This is a genomic window from Blastococcus saxobsidens, from assembly GCF_002938435.1.
GTDB lineage: Bacteria > Actinomycetota > Actinomycetes > Mycobacteriales > Geodermatophilaceae > Blastococcus > Blastococcus saxobsidens.
Window position 1 is genome coordinate 54506 of record NZ_POQT01000025.1, and the last position, 14621, is coordinate 69126.

The window sequence follows — 14621 nt, forward strand, 5'->3', positions numbered from 1 at the left end:
CGGGGCGCAACCGGCCTCCGACACAGGTGTGGCCGGGCACGTCCGTGCCCGGCCACACCTCGCTCCGACCGCTGCGGGCGGTCGGCCGTGGATCACTCCGTCGGGGGCTCGTCCTTGCCCTCCTCCTCGAGGCGGTCGGCCTCCTCCTTGGTCTTGTGCACCGCGCCGTCGGCGTGCTCCGGCGGGCCGTAGACGGTGTAGAGGACCAGGGGGTTCTCACCGGTGTTGAGGAAGTTGTGCTTCGTGCCCGCGGGGACGACGACGAGGTCGCCCTGGGCCACGTTCTTCTCCGAGCCGGAGATGACGGCCTTTCCGATGCCGCTGACGAACGTGAGGATCTGGTCGATGTCCTCGTGCGTCTCCTCGCCGATCTCGCCGCCCGGCGGGATGGTCATGATGACGAGCTGGGTCTTCTTGCCGGTCCAGAGCACGCGGCGGAAGTCCGGGCTCTTCTCGGCTTCGGTGGCGATCGTGTAGTGGATGACGGACGCCATGGGGCGGCGCTCCTCTCGTCTCGGCTGGTGCTTCGGTGTGGGCCGGCCGGTGCCGGTCGGCCCACGGACTGCGCTGGTCCTGCCCCCGCTCGCGGCCGAGTAGTCCTCCGTCCACGGCCGGGCGGGCGCCTGGCCGCCGACGGGGCGATCAGCGCGTGCGAGGGGGAGAATGTGACGGGACCGGCACAGGTGGCTCAACTCACCCGTCCGATCCGGAAGGGACGGCGCGACGCGGGCGTCGGAGTAGGGGTGAGCATGCCGACACCCGAGCGGACGACCGCACGCGCGTACGTCGCCTGGACGGTCGGGCTGCTCGCCTACACCGTCGCGGTCTTCCACCGTTCCTCCCTCGGGGTGGCGGCCGTCGACGCGCAGGAGCGGTTCTCCGCCGGTGCGTCCGCCGTCTCGCTGTTCCTGGTGCTGCAGCTGACGGTGTACGCGGGGCTGCAGGTGCCCGTGGGCGTGGCCCTGGACCGGTTCGGTTCGCGGCGGATGATCCTGGCCGGCGCGGTCACGATGGCCGCGGGGCAGCTGGCGCTGGCGCTGGCCGACGGCGTGCCGACCGCCGTGCTCGCCCGGGTGCTGGTCGGCGCCGGGGACGCGATGACGTTCATCAGCGTCCTGCGGGTGGTCTCCCTGTGGTTCCCGGGGCGGACCGTCCCGATGGTCACGCAGCTGACCGGCATCCTCGGTCAGCTCGGGTCGGTCGTGGCCGCCTACCCGCTGGTCGCGCTCCTGCACGGCACCTCGTGGGAGGCGACGTTCCTGGGCGCCTCGGCCACCGGCCTGCTCGTCGCCGTCCTGGTGCTGGTGGCCCTCCGGGACTCGCCGGCCGGCGACGTCCGGGGCCCGGCGATCGGCCTGGCCGCCGTGCGCCGCGGGCTGGCCGACACCTGGCGGGAGCCGGGCACCCGGCTGGGGCTCTACACCCACCTGGTCACGCAGTTCTCCGGCACGGTGTTCGCGCTGCTCTGGGGCTACCCGTTCCTCGTGGTGGGGCAGGGGCTCACGCCGGGGACGGCGGCCGTGCTGCTCACCGTGCTCGTCCTCGTCGGCATGGGCGTGGGGCCGCTGCTCGGAAGGCTCTGCGGGCGGTGGCCGCTGCGCCGGTCGGTGCTGGTCTTCGCCATCCTCGCGGCCACGGTCTCGGTGTGGACGGTCGTACTGCTGTGGCCGGGACCGGCTCCGCTGGCGCTGCTGGTGGCGCTGGTCGTCGTCCTCGGCACCAACGGGCCGGGGTCGATGATCGGCTTCGACTACGCACGCACCGAGAACCCGGTGGAACGGCTGGGCAGTGCCACCGGCGTGGTGAACGTCGGCGGCTTCGTGGCCTCCCTGCTGACGATCCTCGCCATCGGCGCGGTGCTGGACCTGAGCACGCCCGGGCCGTCGGCCGACCACGACCTCGCGGCCTTCCGCGCCGCCTTCGCCGTGCAGTACGTCTTCTGGGCCATCGGCCTGGTCGGCGTGGTGCGGCACCGCCGGCAGCTGCGCGCGCGCCTGGCCCGCGACGGCGTCGTCCTCGCGCCGCTGCACACCGCCGTCCGCGCCCGGCTGCGCGGCGGCTCGGCCTACCGCTGAGCTGCGCGAGCGGCCGCTGCAGGACCGGCCGGGTCGCGGCATAGTGAGGTATGTCGCTTCTCCCGCGGGCGGCCGCGGCCGGCCTGACCGCGCTGGCCGGGATCGCCGTCCGCGATCTGCTGCAACGCGAGCACACGCTGCTGCGCAACTACCCGGTCGTGGGTCGCGCCCGCTACCTGCTGGAGTCGATCGGGCCGGAACTGCGCCAGTACCTGGTGGCCGGCAACAACGAGGAGCGCCCCTTCACCCGCGACCAGCGGCGCTGGGTCTACGCCTCGAGCAAGCAGGAGAACAACTACTTCGGGTTCGGCACCGACAACGACCTGGAGTACACCGCCGGCTACCCGGTGATCAAGCACCGCACCTTCGGCCGGGCCGTGCCCGCCTCGCACGTGCAGGCCGGCCAGGACGTCGACCTGCCCTGTGCCAAGGTGCTGGGGGCCGCGCGCGGCCGGGCCCTGGCCTTCCGCCCACCCTCGGTCGTCAACATCTCGGCGATGAGCTTCGGCTCCCTGTCGGGGGCGGCGGTGGAGGCGCTGAACCGCGGGGCGGCGCTGGCCGGCTGCCTGCACAACACCGGCGAGGGTGGGATCTCCCGCTACCACCGCAACGGCGGTGAGCTGGTCTACCAGATCGGCACCGCCTACTTCGGCTGCCGGGACGAGCGCGGTCGCTTCGACCTGGAGCGGTTGAAGGACCTGGTCGCGGGCGCGCCGGTGCGCGCCCTGGAGATCAAGCTCAGCCAGGGCGCGAAGCCCGGCCTGGGCGGGGTGCTGCCGGCCGCCAAGGTGTCCGCCGAGATCGCCGCGGCGCGGGGCGTGCCCGAGGGCGTCGACTGCGTGAGCCCCTCCCGGCACGCCGAGTTCTCCGACGCCGACAGCATGCTCGACTGGGTGGAGCTGCTGGCCGCGGAGACCGGGCTGCCCGTCGGCATCAAGTCCGCCGTCGGGGACATGGAATTCTGGGAGGAGCTCACCGGGCTCATGGCGGGCACCGGGCGCGGGGTGGACTTCGTGACGATCGACGGCGGGGAGGGCGGCACCGGAGCCGCGCCGCTGATCTTCACCGACTCCGTATCGCTGCCCTTCCAGCTCGGCTTCGCCCGCGTCCACTCGACGTTCGCGCGCGCCGGCCTGGCCGAGGACGTGGTGTTCGTCGGCGCCGGCAAGCTCGGGTTGCCCGACAACGCGGTGGTCGCGTTCGCCCTGGGCTGCGACATGGTGAACGTCGGCCGCGAGGCGATGCTGGCGATCGGCTGCATCCAGGCGCAGAAGTGCCACACCGACACCTGCCCGACCGGGGTGGCGACGCAGAACTCCTGGCTCGCGCACGGCCTGGACCCGGCACTCAAGTCCACCCGGGCGGCCAACTACATCAGCACGCTGCGCCGCGACCTGCTCAAGGTGGCCGAGGCGTGCGGGGTGGAGCACCCGGGCCTGATCGACACCGGCTCGGTGGAGGTGCTGACCGGGCGGACCGCGTCCCGGTCCCTGCACGAGGTGTACGGCTACGAGGCCGGGTGGGGACTGCCGTCGGCCGCCGACCGGGCCGCCGTGGTCGCGCTCATGACCGGCGAGGAGTCCGGTGGCGGCTCGGCCCCGCCGTCGCCCACGGCCGTGGGATGAGCCGTCCCCGACGGCCGGTCCTGGGGGACCCCCCATGCCGGATCCATGACATCGGGACGGATCCGGGTGGGGCGGTCGCGGCCGGGGAAGGAAGGGGGGCGTGTCCGCACCGATCCCCGGTCGGCCGTCCCCCGAGGAGAAGCCATGAACCGCACGTCCCTCCCCACCCGTCGCTGGCGATCGGGCGTCGCCGCTGTCGCCATCGCCGCCGCCTCGTTCACCATGACCGCCTGCGGTGCCGAGGAAGCCGGCGAGGGCGGGGTCATCGAACAGGAGGAGGGCGGCGAGGGCGAAGGCGGCGAGGAGGAGGAGGAGGGCTACTGAGCAGCGGCCCCCCGCCGGGACAGAGGGCCGCCCGCTCAGCCGCCGTTGCCGCGGAGGAGGTCCTCGAAGGACGTCGTCGGGTCGGCGAACGGATCGGCCGGCGCCGTCGGCGGGCGGCCGGCCACCAGGTCGGCCAGCTCACCGGCGGCGCGCCGGACCCGCGCGTCGAGCGCGGGGCTGCCGGCGTCGCCACCGGCCCAGTCCTCCGACGCCGCGAACACCGCCGTCGGGGCAGCCGTGGCCCGCAGGTAGGCGAACAGCGGGCGCATCGCGTGCTCCAGGGCCAGGGAGTGCCGCGCGGTGCCGGCCGTCGCGCCGAGGAGCACCGGCTTGCCGGTCAGGGCGTCCTTGTCCAGGACGTCGAAGAACGTCTTGAACAGGCCGCTGTAGGACGCGGAGAAGATCGGCGTGACGGCGATCAGCCCGTCCGCGCCCACCACGGTGTCCACCGCTCCGCGCAGCGCCTGGTCCGGAAACCCGGTGAGCAGGTTGTCGGCGAGGTCGCGGGCGTGCTGCCGCAGCTCCACCACCTCGACCGTGGCGGTCACGCCGCGCTCGCGCAGCGCGTCGACCGTCGCCGTCGTCAGCCGGTCGGCCAGCAGCCGGGTGGACGACGGGACGCCCAGCCCCGCGCTCACCACGGCGAGGGTCCGCGTGCTCATCGACCCACCTCCGGTGCAGGAGCGGAACGGCTCCGCCGTGCTCTCAGGCGCCTCATCGGGTCGCCGCCTCCGCCGTCGCGCCGGTGACCTCGTCGCCGCCGGTATGCACCGTCGCGTCCTTGCCGCCGCCGGCCGCGGCCACCCGCGAGGCGTGCGTCGGGGCGTCGGGCACGTGCGCCGGCTTGAGGGCTGCGAACTCCTCGCGCAGGACCGGCACGACCTCCTCGCCCAGGATGTCGAGCTGCTCGAGCACCGTCTTCAGCGGCAGGCCGGCGTGGTCGATGAGGAACAGCTGGCGCTGGTAGTCGCCGGCGTAGTCGCGGAAGCCGAGCGTCCGCTCGATCACCTGCTGCGGGCTGCCGACCGTCAGCGGCGTCTCCCGGCTGAAGTCCTCCAGCGAGGGCCCGTGGCCGTAGACCGGGGCGTTGTCGAAGTACGGGCGGAACTCGCGGACGGCGTCCTGGCTGTTCTTCCGCATGAACACCTGACCGCCGAGACCGACGATGGCCTGGTCGGCGGCGCCGTGGCCGTAGTGCTCGTAGCGGCGGCGGTAGAAGTCCACCATCCGCTGGGTGTGCTCCTTCGGCCAGAAGACGTGGTTGTGAAAGAAGCCGTCGCCGTAGTAGGCGGCCTGCTCGGCGATCTGCGGCGAGCGGATGGAGCCGTGCCAGACGAAGGGCGGCACGCCGTCCAGCGGCCGGGGCGTGGAGGTGAAGCCCTGCAGCGGGGTGCGGTACTTCCCCTGCCAGTCGACGACGTCCTCGGTCCACAGCCGGCGCAGCAGCGCGTAGTTCTCGACCGCGAGCTCGATGCCGTTGCGGATGTCCTGCCCGAACCAGGGGTAGACGGGGCCGGTGTTGCCGCGGCCCATCATCAGGTCGACCCGGCCCTCGGCCAGGTGCTGGAGCATCGCGTAGTCCTCGGCGATCTTCACCGGGTCGTTGGTGGTGATCAGCGTCGTGGCCGTCGAGAGCTGGAGCTTCCGCGTCCTCGCGGCGATCCAGGCGAGGGTCGTGGTGGGGGAGGAGGAGAGGAACGGCGGGTTGTGGTGCTCGCCCAGCGCGAAGACGTCGAGCCCGACCTCCTCGGCCTTCTGCGCGATGGTCAGGACCGCCTTCAGGCGCTCGGCCTCGGTGGGCGTGCGCCCGGTGGTCGGGTCGGTCGTGATGTCGCTGACCGTGAAGATGCCGAACTGCATGTCCGTCTCCGTCGCTAGTTGAGAGTACAACTATCTCACCCCGCCCAACACCACGGGTGCCGGTCCTATGCCCGGCCCTCTCGGGGGTCGGCGCCTGCCGTCGGCAGCGGTCCGTAGCGGATCCTGCACACCGCGCCGTGGCGTGACCGGAGGGTGCGGCACGCCGGGTCACGGACCTGTCACGGCGGCTCACCCGAAGTGCGGGCTCTGGCAGATTCGACGGCACCTACTTCCCAGGGGGGCGCATGCGGATGGTCCGGCGTGTCGAGTTCGAGGACAACCGTGTCGAGGGTGCGGAAACGGCGCCCGGGGCGGTGCCACCCGCCGTCCGACGGCCGGCCGGTGCTCTGGAGGCGCTGCTCGACCACCGCCCCTCCTTCCGCGGATCGGTGCGGGGCTACGACCGGCTGGAGGTCGACAACTACGTCGCCTGGGCCGAGGCGGAGCTGGCGACGGCGCAGCGCGAGCGCGAGCACCTGCTGGACCGGGTGGCCTCCTACGCCGCGGAGCTGGCGATCTCCCGCCGGGTGCTCGCCGAGCAGCCGGCCGCCCGTCCGTCCGTGGCCGACCGCGTGGGAGAGGTGCTGCGCCTGGCGGAGGACCAGGCCGCGCAGGTCCTGGAGGCGGCCGACGCCGAGGCGGCCCGGCTGGTCGCCGAGGCGCGGCTGGAGGCCGACGCCCGGCTGCGCAAGGCGCACGAGATCAAGGAGCTGGCCGTCGAGGTCGCGGACCAGCTCCGGGTCGCCGCCGAGCGCGACCGCGCGGACGCCGCCGACGTGCTGACCCGGGCCCGCGAGCAGGCCTCGGCCGAGGCCGAGGCCGCCCGCGACGCGCTCGCCGCGGAGGTCGCGGACCTCCAACGGCAGCGGAACGAGGCGCGGGCGGCGCTGCGGGAGCTCACCGACCGGCTCGGCGAGGCCCTGCGGGCCGTGGGCGTGCCCGATCCCGACGACTTCGCCCTCGCCGGTGGTGGTGCGGAGCCCGTGCGGGCCTGACGGCGCGTGGCATGTCGCGCGGGCAGGTGACGCGCGTCGGCCGGGCTGATGGGAGTCTGACCGCACCGGTGGAAGGCGCCGGCGGACGGTTCTCGAGGAGGTCAGCGGTGGACGAGGTCAGCGAGGTCGTGCGGATCGACGGTGGGGTCGTCGTCGGGCACGACGGGTCCAAGTGCGCCCAGGAGGCCCTGCTCTGGGCAGGCCGGCTCGCCCGCCGGGCCGACATCGACCTGCACGTGGTCCGCGCCTGGTCCATGACCACCGCGCCGCAGCCCAGCACGTGGGAGCCCGGCTACGTGCCGCCCCTGGCCGACTGGGAGAAGGCGGTCCTCGACGAGCTGACCGCCCACGTCGCGGCCGCCGGGCTGGACCCCGCCGTGCGGGTGCACTGCCACGTGGTCCACCGCTCGCCCGTGCAGGCGATGCTGGGCGCGGCCGAGGGCGCGAACCTGCTCGTCGTCGGGGCGCGCGGCAAGGGGGGCTTCGCCGGCCTGCTGCTCGGCTCGGTCAGCGACCAGCTGGTCCACCACGCGCCGTGCCCGGTGACGGTCATCCGCAGCGGGCACGGCGGCCGCGAGTTCACCGACGCGCAGGGCGAGCCGGTGGTCGCCGCAGGATGACCCCGTCGCGGGGGCTGCGGCGGGGTGCACGCTGCCGCTGACCTGTGGTCCTGTCGCGGTCGGGGCGGGAGGAGCGTCGTGCGGACTTCAGCGGACCACGGTGGGGCCGTCGGCGAGGGGCCGGAGGACGCCCGTCGCGGCTGACCTGGCGCTCGCGGGTCGGACGCGGACGAGCAGCCGGCTGCGGTTCGGCAGCCTCACCGGCGGCACGGTGGCGACCCTGGTCCTGCGACGGGCGGCGTCAGCCGGTCGGCGTGCGTCCGTAGATCGCCGACAGCCATATCCCCAGCAGCACCTCGACGACGTCGCCCTCGGCCACCGACGGGCCGTCGCCGCTGAACGTCGCGTAGAGCACGCGCTCGTTCATCGACGTGAGCGCCACGGCGAGGTCCCGGGACGGGAGGCCGGCGGGAGCCGCGCCACGGGCGCGCTCGGCCTCGACGGCCGCGGCGCACTGCTGCACCCAGCGCTCGAAGACCGACGACCACAGCGCGCGGACCTCCTCGCTGCTGGTCCGCGCCTCGGCCCACGCGACGGTGAGGGCGCGGTGCGCGCGGAAGGTCTCGTAGTACGCGGCGATGGCCCGGTGCCAGCCCTCGCGGGAGGTGGCGGCCGGGGTGCCGAAGACCGCCCGCATCGCCGCCTCGGCCTCGCTGACCACGCGGTCGAGCAGCGAGAGCAGGACGGCGTCCTTGGAGGAGAAGTAGAAGTAGAAGGTCGGCCGCGAGATGCCCGCCCCGCGGGCGAGGTCGTCCACGGAGATGGCGCTCAGCGGCCGTTCGCCCAGGAGCCGCTCGGCGGTCGCGAGGATCGCCAGTTCGCGGTCGTCGCCCGAGGGCCGGGCGGCCCGTCGGCCGCGCCCGGTGCTCGGAAGGTTCCCCCCTGATGCCGGCACGGGGCGAAGGATAACCGCTGCCCGCCCGTATCTCGACACCACGTTGACTCGTTCGACAGTGCGTCGATAGCCTGGGGTGGGCAGCGTCCCTGCGACAACCCGGGCCAGCACGGCCACGGCCGGACGAGCGAAGCGGAGAGTGCGCACATGACGAGCGAGCACCTGGACGTCCTGGTCGTCGGTGCCGGGCTCTCCGGCATCGGGGCGGCCTGCCACCTGGAGACGGAGCGGCCCGGCACGTCCTACGCGGTGCTGGAGTCACGCGGCGCCATGGGCGGGACGTGGGACCTCTTCCGCTATCCGGGCATCCGGTCCGATTCCGACATGTTCACCCTCGGCTACTCCTTCCGGCCCTGGAAGGAGTCCACGTCCATCGCCGACGGCGCCGACATCCGCCGCTACATCGAGGACACGGCCCGCGAGTTCGGCGTCACCGGCAAGATCCGCTACCACCACCGGGTGCTGTCCGCCGACTGGTCCAGCGCGGACAGCCGCTGGACGGTGACCGTCGAGCGCGCCGACACCGGCGAGACGACCACGCTCACCTGCTCCTGGCTGCACACCTGCGCCGGCTACTACCGGTACGACGAAGGCTTCCGTCCGACGTTCGAGGGGGAGGAGCGCTTCGGCGGGCAGCTGATCCACCCCCAGCACTGGCCCGAGGACCTCGACCTCTCGGGCAGGAAGGTCGTCGTCATCGGCAGCGGCGCCACCGCCGTCACCCTGGTGCCCAACCTCGCCGAGCAGGCGGAGAAGGTCACCATGCTGCAGCGCACGCCGAGCTACATCCTGTCCCTGCCGGGGCGCGACCCTCTGGCCACGGTGCTGCGGACGTGGCTGCCGGACCGGATCAGCTATCCGATCGTGCGCTGGAAGAACGTCCTGACCTCCACCGCCCTCTACCAGCTCAGCCGCCGTCGCCCCGCGCTGGTGCGGGCCCTGATCCGCCGGCTGACGGCCAAGCAGCTGCCCGGCTTCGACGTCGACACGCACTTCAACCCGCCCTACGACCCGTGGGACCAGCGGCTGTGCCTGGTCCCCGACGGCGATCTCTTCCGCACCCTGCGCAGGGGCAGGGCCGACATCGTGACCGACCGGATAGCCACCTTCACCGAGACCGGCATCGAGCTGGAGTCGGGGGCCCACCTCGAGGCCGACGTGGTGGTCACCGCGACCGGTCTGAACCTGCTGCCGGCGGGGGGCATGACGCTGTCCCTGGACGGCGAGCAGGTGCAGCTGTCCGAGACCATCTCCTACAAGGGGATGATGCTCTCCGGCGTCCCCAACTTCTCCATGGTGATCGGCTACACCAACGCCTCCTGGACGCTCAAGGCAGACCTGGTCAACCGCTACGTCTGCCGGCTGCTGGACCACCTCGACGCCCACGGGTACGTGACCGCCACCCCGGTCGCCCCGCCCGAGGGCGCCGACGCGCCCTTCCTCGACCTGGCGTCCGGGTACGTGCAGCGCAGCCTCGCCGGGCTGCCCAAGCAGGGCGGGCGCGCGCCGTGGAAGCTGCACCAGAACTACATCCTCGACGTCCGGATGATGAAGCGCGGCTCCCTGGAGGACGAGGGCATGACGTTCCAGGAGCACGCCCCGGCCGCCGCCGCGGCGCAGCAGGCGGTGGCGTGATGCGCGACTACGCCTTCGCCGGCGGGACCGCCGTCGTGACCGGGGCCGCCAGCGGCATCGGCGAGGCGCTGGCCCTCGACCTGGCCCGCCGGGGCAGCCACCTGGTGCTCGTCGACCGGGATGCCGAGCGGCTCGACGGGGTCGCCGGCCGGATCCGGGCCGACCACCCGTCGCTCCGGGTCGCCACGCACGTCGTGGACCTGTCCGACGACGACGCGACGGCGGCCCTGGCCGGGACGCTCGTGGCCGAGCACCCCGAGACGACGCTGCTGGTGAACAACGCCGGCGTGGCTCTCGGCGGGCGATTCGACCAGGTCACCCTGGAGGAGTTCGACTGGGTGATGGCGATCAACTTCCGTGCCGTCGTCCGCCTCACCCACGCCATGGTGCCGGTCCTCAAGAAGCACCGGGGGGCGCACGTCGTCAACGTCTCCAGCGTCTTCGGCATCTTCGCCCCGGCCGGACAGGCGGCCTACTCGGCGAGCAAGTTCGCCGTGCGCGGGTTCAGCGAGTCGCTGCGGCACGAGCTGGCAGAGGACGGCGTCGGCGTCACCGTGGTGCACCCCGGCGGCATCCGGACCCGGATCGCGGAGAGCGCGCGCACCGGCTCCGGTGTCTCGCCGGAGGAGTACGAGGTGGGCCGCAAGCAGTTCGCCAAGCTCCTGCGCATGCCACCGGAGCAGGCCGCGGCGCAGATCGTGACGGCCATCGAGAAGCGCCGCCCGCGGCTGCTCATCGGCTGGAGCGCTACGGTGCCCGACGTCCTGGTCCGGCTGCTGCCCGGCAGCTACTGGAAGCTGATCGCCCGGCGGGCGGCGCCGGCGAAGCCGCCGGCCTCCGCGTAGCCCGGCGCGGTGCCGACGGGCGAAAAGGGATTGCGAGGGGCGGTAGAACGAGGGGGTGACCGCCCCGGTAGCCCGCATCGTCGACCTCGGCCCCGACGACGACCTGTTCCCCGCCTGGTGCCAGGTGTGGGCGGCCGCGCAGCACGACGACCGCCCGGACGACCCCCCTCGCCCCGCGCGGGAGCACGTCGCCCTGGGTCGTGAGCTGGTGGCGCCGGGCGGCTCGCGGGACGGCCTGCACCGCGCCGCCGTGGCCGACGGCGCCGTGGTCGGGGCCCTGCGGGTGCTGCTCCCGCTGAAGGACAACACCTCCGTCGCCTACCTCGACGTCGCGGTGCACCCCGGCCACCGGCGGCGCGGGCTCGGCACCGCACTGCTCGCCGACGGCCGGGCGCACGCCGGGGAGTGCGACCGCACGCTCCTCATCGCCGAGGTCGACGAGGCCTCGCCCGCCTCGCCGGGGCGGGCGTTCGCCGAGCGGCACGGCTGGACCTGCGACCTGGTCGAGACCCGCCGGGACCTCGTGCTGCCGGTGGACGGGCAGCGGCTGGCCGCGCTCGAGGCGGAGGCGGCCAGGACGGGCGGCAGCTACGAGATCGTCACCTGGCGCGACCGGACGCCGGACCCGCTGCTGGAGGACCGCGCGCTCCTGGAGCGGCGCATGACCACCGACGCGCCGCACGGCGACCTGCCGGTCGAGGAGGAGGAGTGGGACGGCGACCGCATCCGCGAGTACGAGCGCTCCCACGTCGCCCGCGGGCGGGCCGTGCTCTCCGCCGGCGCGGTCACCGGCGACGGCCGGCTGGTCGCCTTCACCGACCTGCAGGTGCCGCTGGAGCAGCCCGAGCGCGCCCACCAGGGCGGCACCCTGGTCCTGCGCGAGCACCGGGGCCACCGGCTCGGCGCCCGGGTGAAGGCGGCCGTGCTCCGGGACCTGGCCGTGCGGTTCCCGGAGGTCCGCCGGATCAGCACGTACAACTCCGACAGCAACACACCCATGGTGGCGGTCAACGAGGCCCTCGGCTTCCGGCCCGCCGGGCACCTGTCGGCCTGGTCGCTGCGGATCTGAATCGGGCTCGCGCGCTGCCGCACCGACCGTGCGGTTGACTGCCCGGGTGCCCGCCGACAGCCCCGTCCCGCCCGAATTCGTGCGCGCCCACACCCGCCCGGTCCGCCCGGAGCTGGTGCCGGAGGTGGAGCTGCTGATCGCGGCCGACGTCGTGGCGCTGTGGGAGGCGATGGAGACCGAGCACGGCCGGACCTCGACCGACCCGCCGTTCTGGGCCGCGGCCTGGCCGGGTGGCCAGGCGCTGGCGCGGTACCTGCTGGACCACCCCGAGCTGGTGGCGGGCAGATCGGTGCTCGACCTCGGTGCCGGCAGCGGGCTGGTCGCCGTCGCCGCGGTCCGGGCGGGCGCCGCCTCGGTCCTGGCCAGCGACGTGGACCCGTTCGCGCTCACCGCGATCACGGTCAACGCCGAGCGCAACGGCGCCGGCGGGATCACGCCGGTGGGCGACGTGCTGGGCGGCGAGCCACCGGACGTGGCGGTGGTCGTGGCCGGCGACGTCTGCTACGACCGCGAGATGACCGGCAGGGTGCTGCCGTTCCTCGACGCGGCGCGGGCGCGGGGCGCCGAGGTGCTCATCGGCGACCCGGGACGGATCTACCTGCCGGAGGACCGGTTGACCCCGCTGGCGGTGTACGACGTGCCCGACACCGAAGGCCCGGATGTGCGGCGGACGACGGTCTGGCGGCTCCCTTGACCGCTCAGCCGGGTCAGCGGCCGCCCTCGTCCGGCACGAGCTCGAAGAGCACGACCTGCGGGGGAGCGTTGATCCTGACCGGCACCACGCTGAAACCGACGCCGCAGGTGACGAACATGCGGTTGCCCTCGGCGCCGTACCCAGCCGGCGCCCAGCCGTCGGCGACGAGCGCCTCCTCCTCGGTGAGGCCCATGTAGGACCAGTGCGGGGCGCCCGGCAGCGCCACCTGCCCGCAGTGCGTGTGCCCGGCCACCGCCAGCGGGGCCGTACCGGCCGGGAGGCGCTCGAACGTGGTCGGGTTGTGCATGAGGACGACGCGCGGCGCGTCGTCGGGCACGCCGTCGAACGCGGCGTCCACGTCGACCCGGTCCGGGACCGCCGGCCCGAGGCCCACGACGTGGAGCTGTCCGGCCTCCCGGCCGGCGTCGGGCGACGGCACGGTCACCGCCTCGTTCGCCAGCACCGGCACGCCGGCGTCCTCCAGGGCGGTGGTCAGCTCGTCCTCCGCTCCGACGGCGTAGTCGTGGTTGCCCAGGACGGCGAAGGTGGGGATGCCGGCGTCCAGCAGCGGCTCGATCAGCTCGAGCACCCGGTCGACCTGGGTGCCGACGTCGGGCTCGTGGCTGTAGACGAAGTCGCCGCCCAGCAGGGCGATGTCCGGCCCGGCCTCGACAATGGTCTCGACGGCGCGTTCCACCATGCCCTCGTTGGACCACCACATGCCGATCTGCAGGTCCGAGACCACCGCGATCTCGGTGCCTGCCTGGTCCCGGTCGAGGCCGGGCACGGAGACCTGCATGCGTTCCACGTCGAGGACGAACCGCGGTTCGACCGCGACCCCGTAGACGAGCAGCAGCACGAGCGCCGTACCGAGGGCGACGGCGATCCGGGTGATCCAGCGCTTCACGCGTTCCTCCGTCCAGGGTGTGCCGACCCGCCGACCGCGGCCGGCTCCGCAGAACCGTGCCCGGTAGGCCGGCGGTCGACCCGGGGACGGCGCGCTCGTCAGCGAAACGTCATGAGCGGCGGCGACGGGCGGGAGAGCCCGCGGGATGACGCACCCCACAGATCCCGTCCGGGGGATTGTCACGACTCGGTAACGACGGCTACGGTGGCGAGGTCCGGCCGGTCGTTCTCTCCCCAGCCGGGGAGGTCCGCCGGGCGCCGCCGAGTCGCCTCGCTGCCATCGCGCCGCGGGTGAACCGGGGACCCACCGCAGCACTGGGGTGAATCACGCGCCGGCACGTCCCGGAGCGAGTAGGGCCACCACTTCTGGGCCCGAACCCGTCAGCTAACCCGGTAGGCGGCATGACAGAAGAAACGGAGAGCCGCCGCATGGCGAGCCTGCGGGCCCACCTTGCACGGAACCGCAGCCGGTACGGAGCCTCGCGCGCGCCTTCCCCGCGCTGAGCGCCCGGGCCACCGCCCGACACCCGCTGCCACTCGACCACCTCGCAGCAGTCCGTCGCCGTCGAGCACGGCCGGACCGCTGTGCCTGCACCTGGAGCAGTTCCCTTCCATGAACCTTCGCCCGACCTCGATCGCCCGTGCCGCCCGCCGGAAGCCCGGCCGCCGCGCCGGTGGCCCCGCCCGGCGTCCCGCCCTCCTCCTCGCCGTCGCTGCCGCGGGCGGCCTGATGGTCAACGTCCTCACCGTGAACGAGCCGGCCGCGCAGGCCGAGCCGCAGCTGGAGTCGGTCAGCGTCGCCGAGCAGCTGGGCCTGACCGCCGAGCAGGTCCCGGGGGCCGACAGCGCGGCCACCGCCGTCGACTCCCTGGGGGCGCTGGCTGCCAGCCGCAGCGAGCGCCAGGCCGTCCAGGACGCTGCCGCGCAGGCGCAGGCCGCCGCGGACCAGGCCGAGCTGGACCGCCGCGCCGCCGAGGAGGCCGCGTTCATCGCACCCTTGAGCCCGCGGTCGCCGTAGACGGTGTCGGCGGCGACGCCGGCCTGGCGCAGCTGCCCGACCAGGCGCACCGCCAGCCGT

The 14621-nt window shown here is 74.0% G+C and carries 15 protein-coding genes and 1 riboswitch; of the genes, 10 read left to right on the forward strand and 5 right to left on the reverse strand.

Translation table 11 applies throughout. The annotated features are described in order from the left end of the window. Positions 1-92 precede the first annotated feature (92 nt). Positions 93-494: a cupin domain-containing protein gene (locus tag C5507_RS15000; protein ID WP_104529322.1), complete on the reverse strand. Its 402-nt coding sequence runs from the start codon at positions 492-494 to the stop codon at positions 93-95. 255 nt (positions 495-749) lie between these two features. Between C5507_RS15000 and C5507_RS15005 the strand changes: the two genes are divergently transcribed. The 3 genes from C5507_RS15005 (at position 750) to C5507_RS15015 (ending at position 4024) form a co-directional block, all read left to right on the forward strand. Continuing rightward, positions 750-2075, forward strand: a complete 1326-nt coding sequence (locus C5507_RS15005; protein WP_104529340.1) for an MFS transporter — start codon at positions 750-752, stop codon at positions 2073-2075. A 50-nt stretch (positions 2076-2125) separates the two neighbouring features. After that, entirely contained in the window at positions 2126-3700 is a 1575-nt protein-coding gene (locus tag C5507_RS15010; protein WP_104529323.1) for an FMN-binding glutamate synthase family protein, read from the forward strand. A gap of 144 nt (positions 3701-3844) precedes the next feature. After that, a complete protein-coding gene (locus C5507_RS15015) occupies positions 3845-4024 on the forward strand; it encodes a hypothetical protein (RefSeq protein WP_104529324.1) in 180 nt (59 codons plus the stop codon). Between the two features lie 35 nt (positions 4025-4059). On the opposite strand, the gene C5507_RS15020 is transcribed toward C5507_RS15015, so the two are convergent. Continuing rightward, entirely contained in the window at positions 4060-4686 is a 627-nt protein-coding gene (locus C5507_RS15020) for an FMN reductase (protein ID WP_104529325.1), read from the reverse strand. A 52-nt stretch (positions 4687-4738) separates the two neighbouring features. After that, positions 4739-5884, reverse strand: coding sequence for an LLM class flavin-dependent oxidoreductase (locus C5507_RS15025; protein ID WP_104529326.1), 1146 nt, complete (start codon positions 5882-5884; stop codon positions 4739-4741). Between the two features lie 245 nt (positions 5885-6129). Between C5507_RS15025 and C5507_RS22390 the strand changes: the two genes are divergently transcribed. Next, positions 6130-6879, forward strand: coding sequence for a DivIVA domain-containing protein (locus C5507_RS22390; protein ID WP_158657620.1), 750 nt, complete (start codon positions 6130-6132; stop codon positions 6877-6879). 107 nt (positions 6880-6986) lie between these two features. Then, positions 6987-7499, forward strand: a complete 513-nt coding sequence (locus tag C5507_RS15035; RefSeq protein ID WP_104529327.1) for a universal stress protein — start codon at positions 6987-6989, stop codon at positions 7497-7499. A 241-nt stretch (positions 7500-7740) separates the two neighbouring features. On the opposite strand, the gene C5507_RS15040 is transcribed toward C5507_RS15035, so the two are convergent. Next, positions 7741-8394, reverse strand: coding sequence for a TetR/AcrR family transcriptional regulator (locus C5507_RS15040; protein WP_104529328.1), 654 nt, complete (start codon positions 8392-8394; stop codon positions 7741-7743). A gap of 147 nt (positions 8395-8541) precedes the next feature. Between C5507_RS15040 and C5507_RS15045 the strand changes: the two genes are divergently transcribed. Genes C5507_RS15045 through C5507_RS15060 form a run of 4 tightly spaced genes read left to right on the forward strand, consistent with a single transcriptional unit; the run spans position 8542 to position 12637 of the window. Beyond that, complete coding sequence (locus C5507_RS15045) at positions 8542-10029, forward strand: flavin-containing monooxygenase (RefSeq protein ID WP_104529329.1); 1488 nt, start codon at positions 8542-8544, stop codon at positions 10027-10029. Continuing rightward, on the forward strand, positions 10029-10874 hold the full coding sequence (locus tag C5507_RS15050) for an SDR family NAD(P)-dependent oxidoreductase (protein WP_104529330.1): 846 nt from the start codon (positions 10029-10031) through the stop codon (positions 10872-10874). Before C5507_RS15045 ends, C5507_RS15050 begins: the two co-directional genes overlap by 1 nt. A gap of 55 nt (positions 10875-10929) precedes the next feature. Next, positions 10930-11943: a GNAT family N-acetyltransferase gene (locus C5507_RS15055; RefSeq protein ID WP_104529331.1), complete on the forward strand. Its 1014-nt coding sequence runs from the start codon at positions 10930-10932 to the stop codon at positions 11941-11943. Positions 11944-11989: 46 nt separating this feature from the next. After that, complete coding sequence (locus C5507_RS15060; RefSeq protein WP_104529332.1) at positions 11990-12637, forward strand: class I SAM-dependent methyltransferase; 648 nt, start codon at positions 11990-11992, stop codon at positions 12635-12637. Positions 12638-12650: 13 nt separating this feature from the next. Here C5507_RS15060 and C5507_RS15065 read toward each other — a convergent pair whose 3' ends face one another. Beyond that, a complete protein-coding gene (locus C5507_RS15065) occupies positions 12651-13544 on the reverse strand; it encodes a metallophosphoesterase (protein WP_104529333.1) in 894 nt (297 codons plus the stop codon). 261 nt (positions 13545-13805) lie between these two features. Next, positions 13806-13959: riboswitch (cyclic di-AMP (ydaO/yuaA leader) on the forward strand. 197 nt (positions 13960-14156) lie between these two features. Between C5507_RS15065 and C5507_RS22395 the strand changes: the two genes are divergently transcribed. Then, on the forward strand, positions 14157-14561 hold the full coding sequence (locus C5507_RS22395; protein WP_158657621.1) for a hypothetical protein: 405 nt from the start codon (positions 14157-14159) through the stop codon (positions 14559-14561). Positions 14562-14621: the final 60 nt, after the last annotated feature.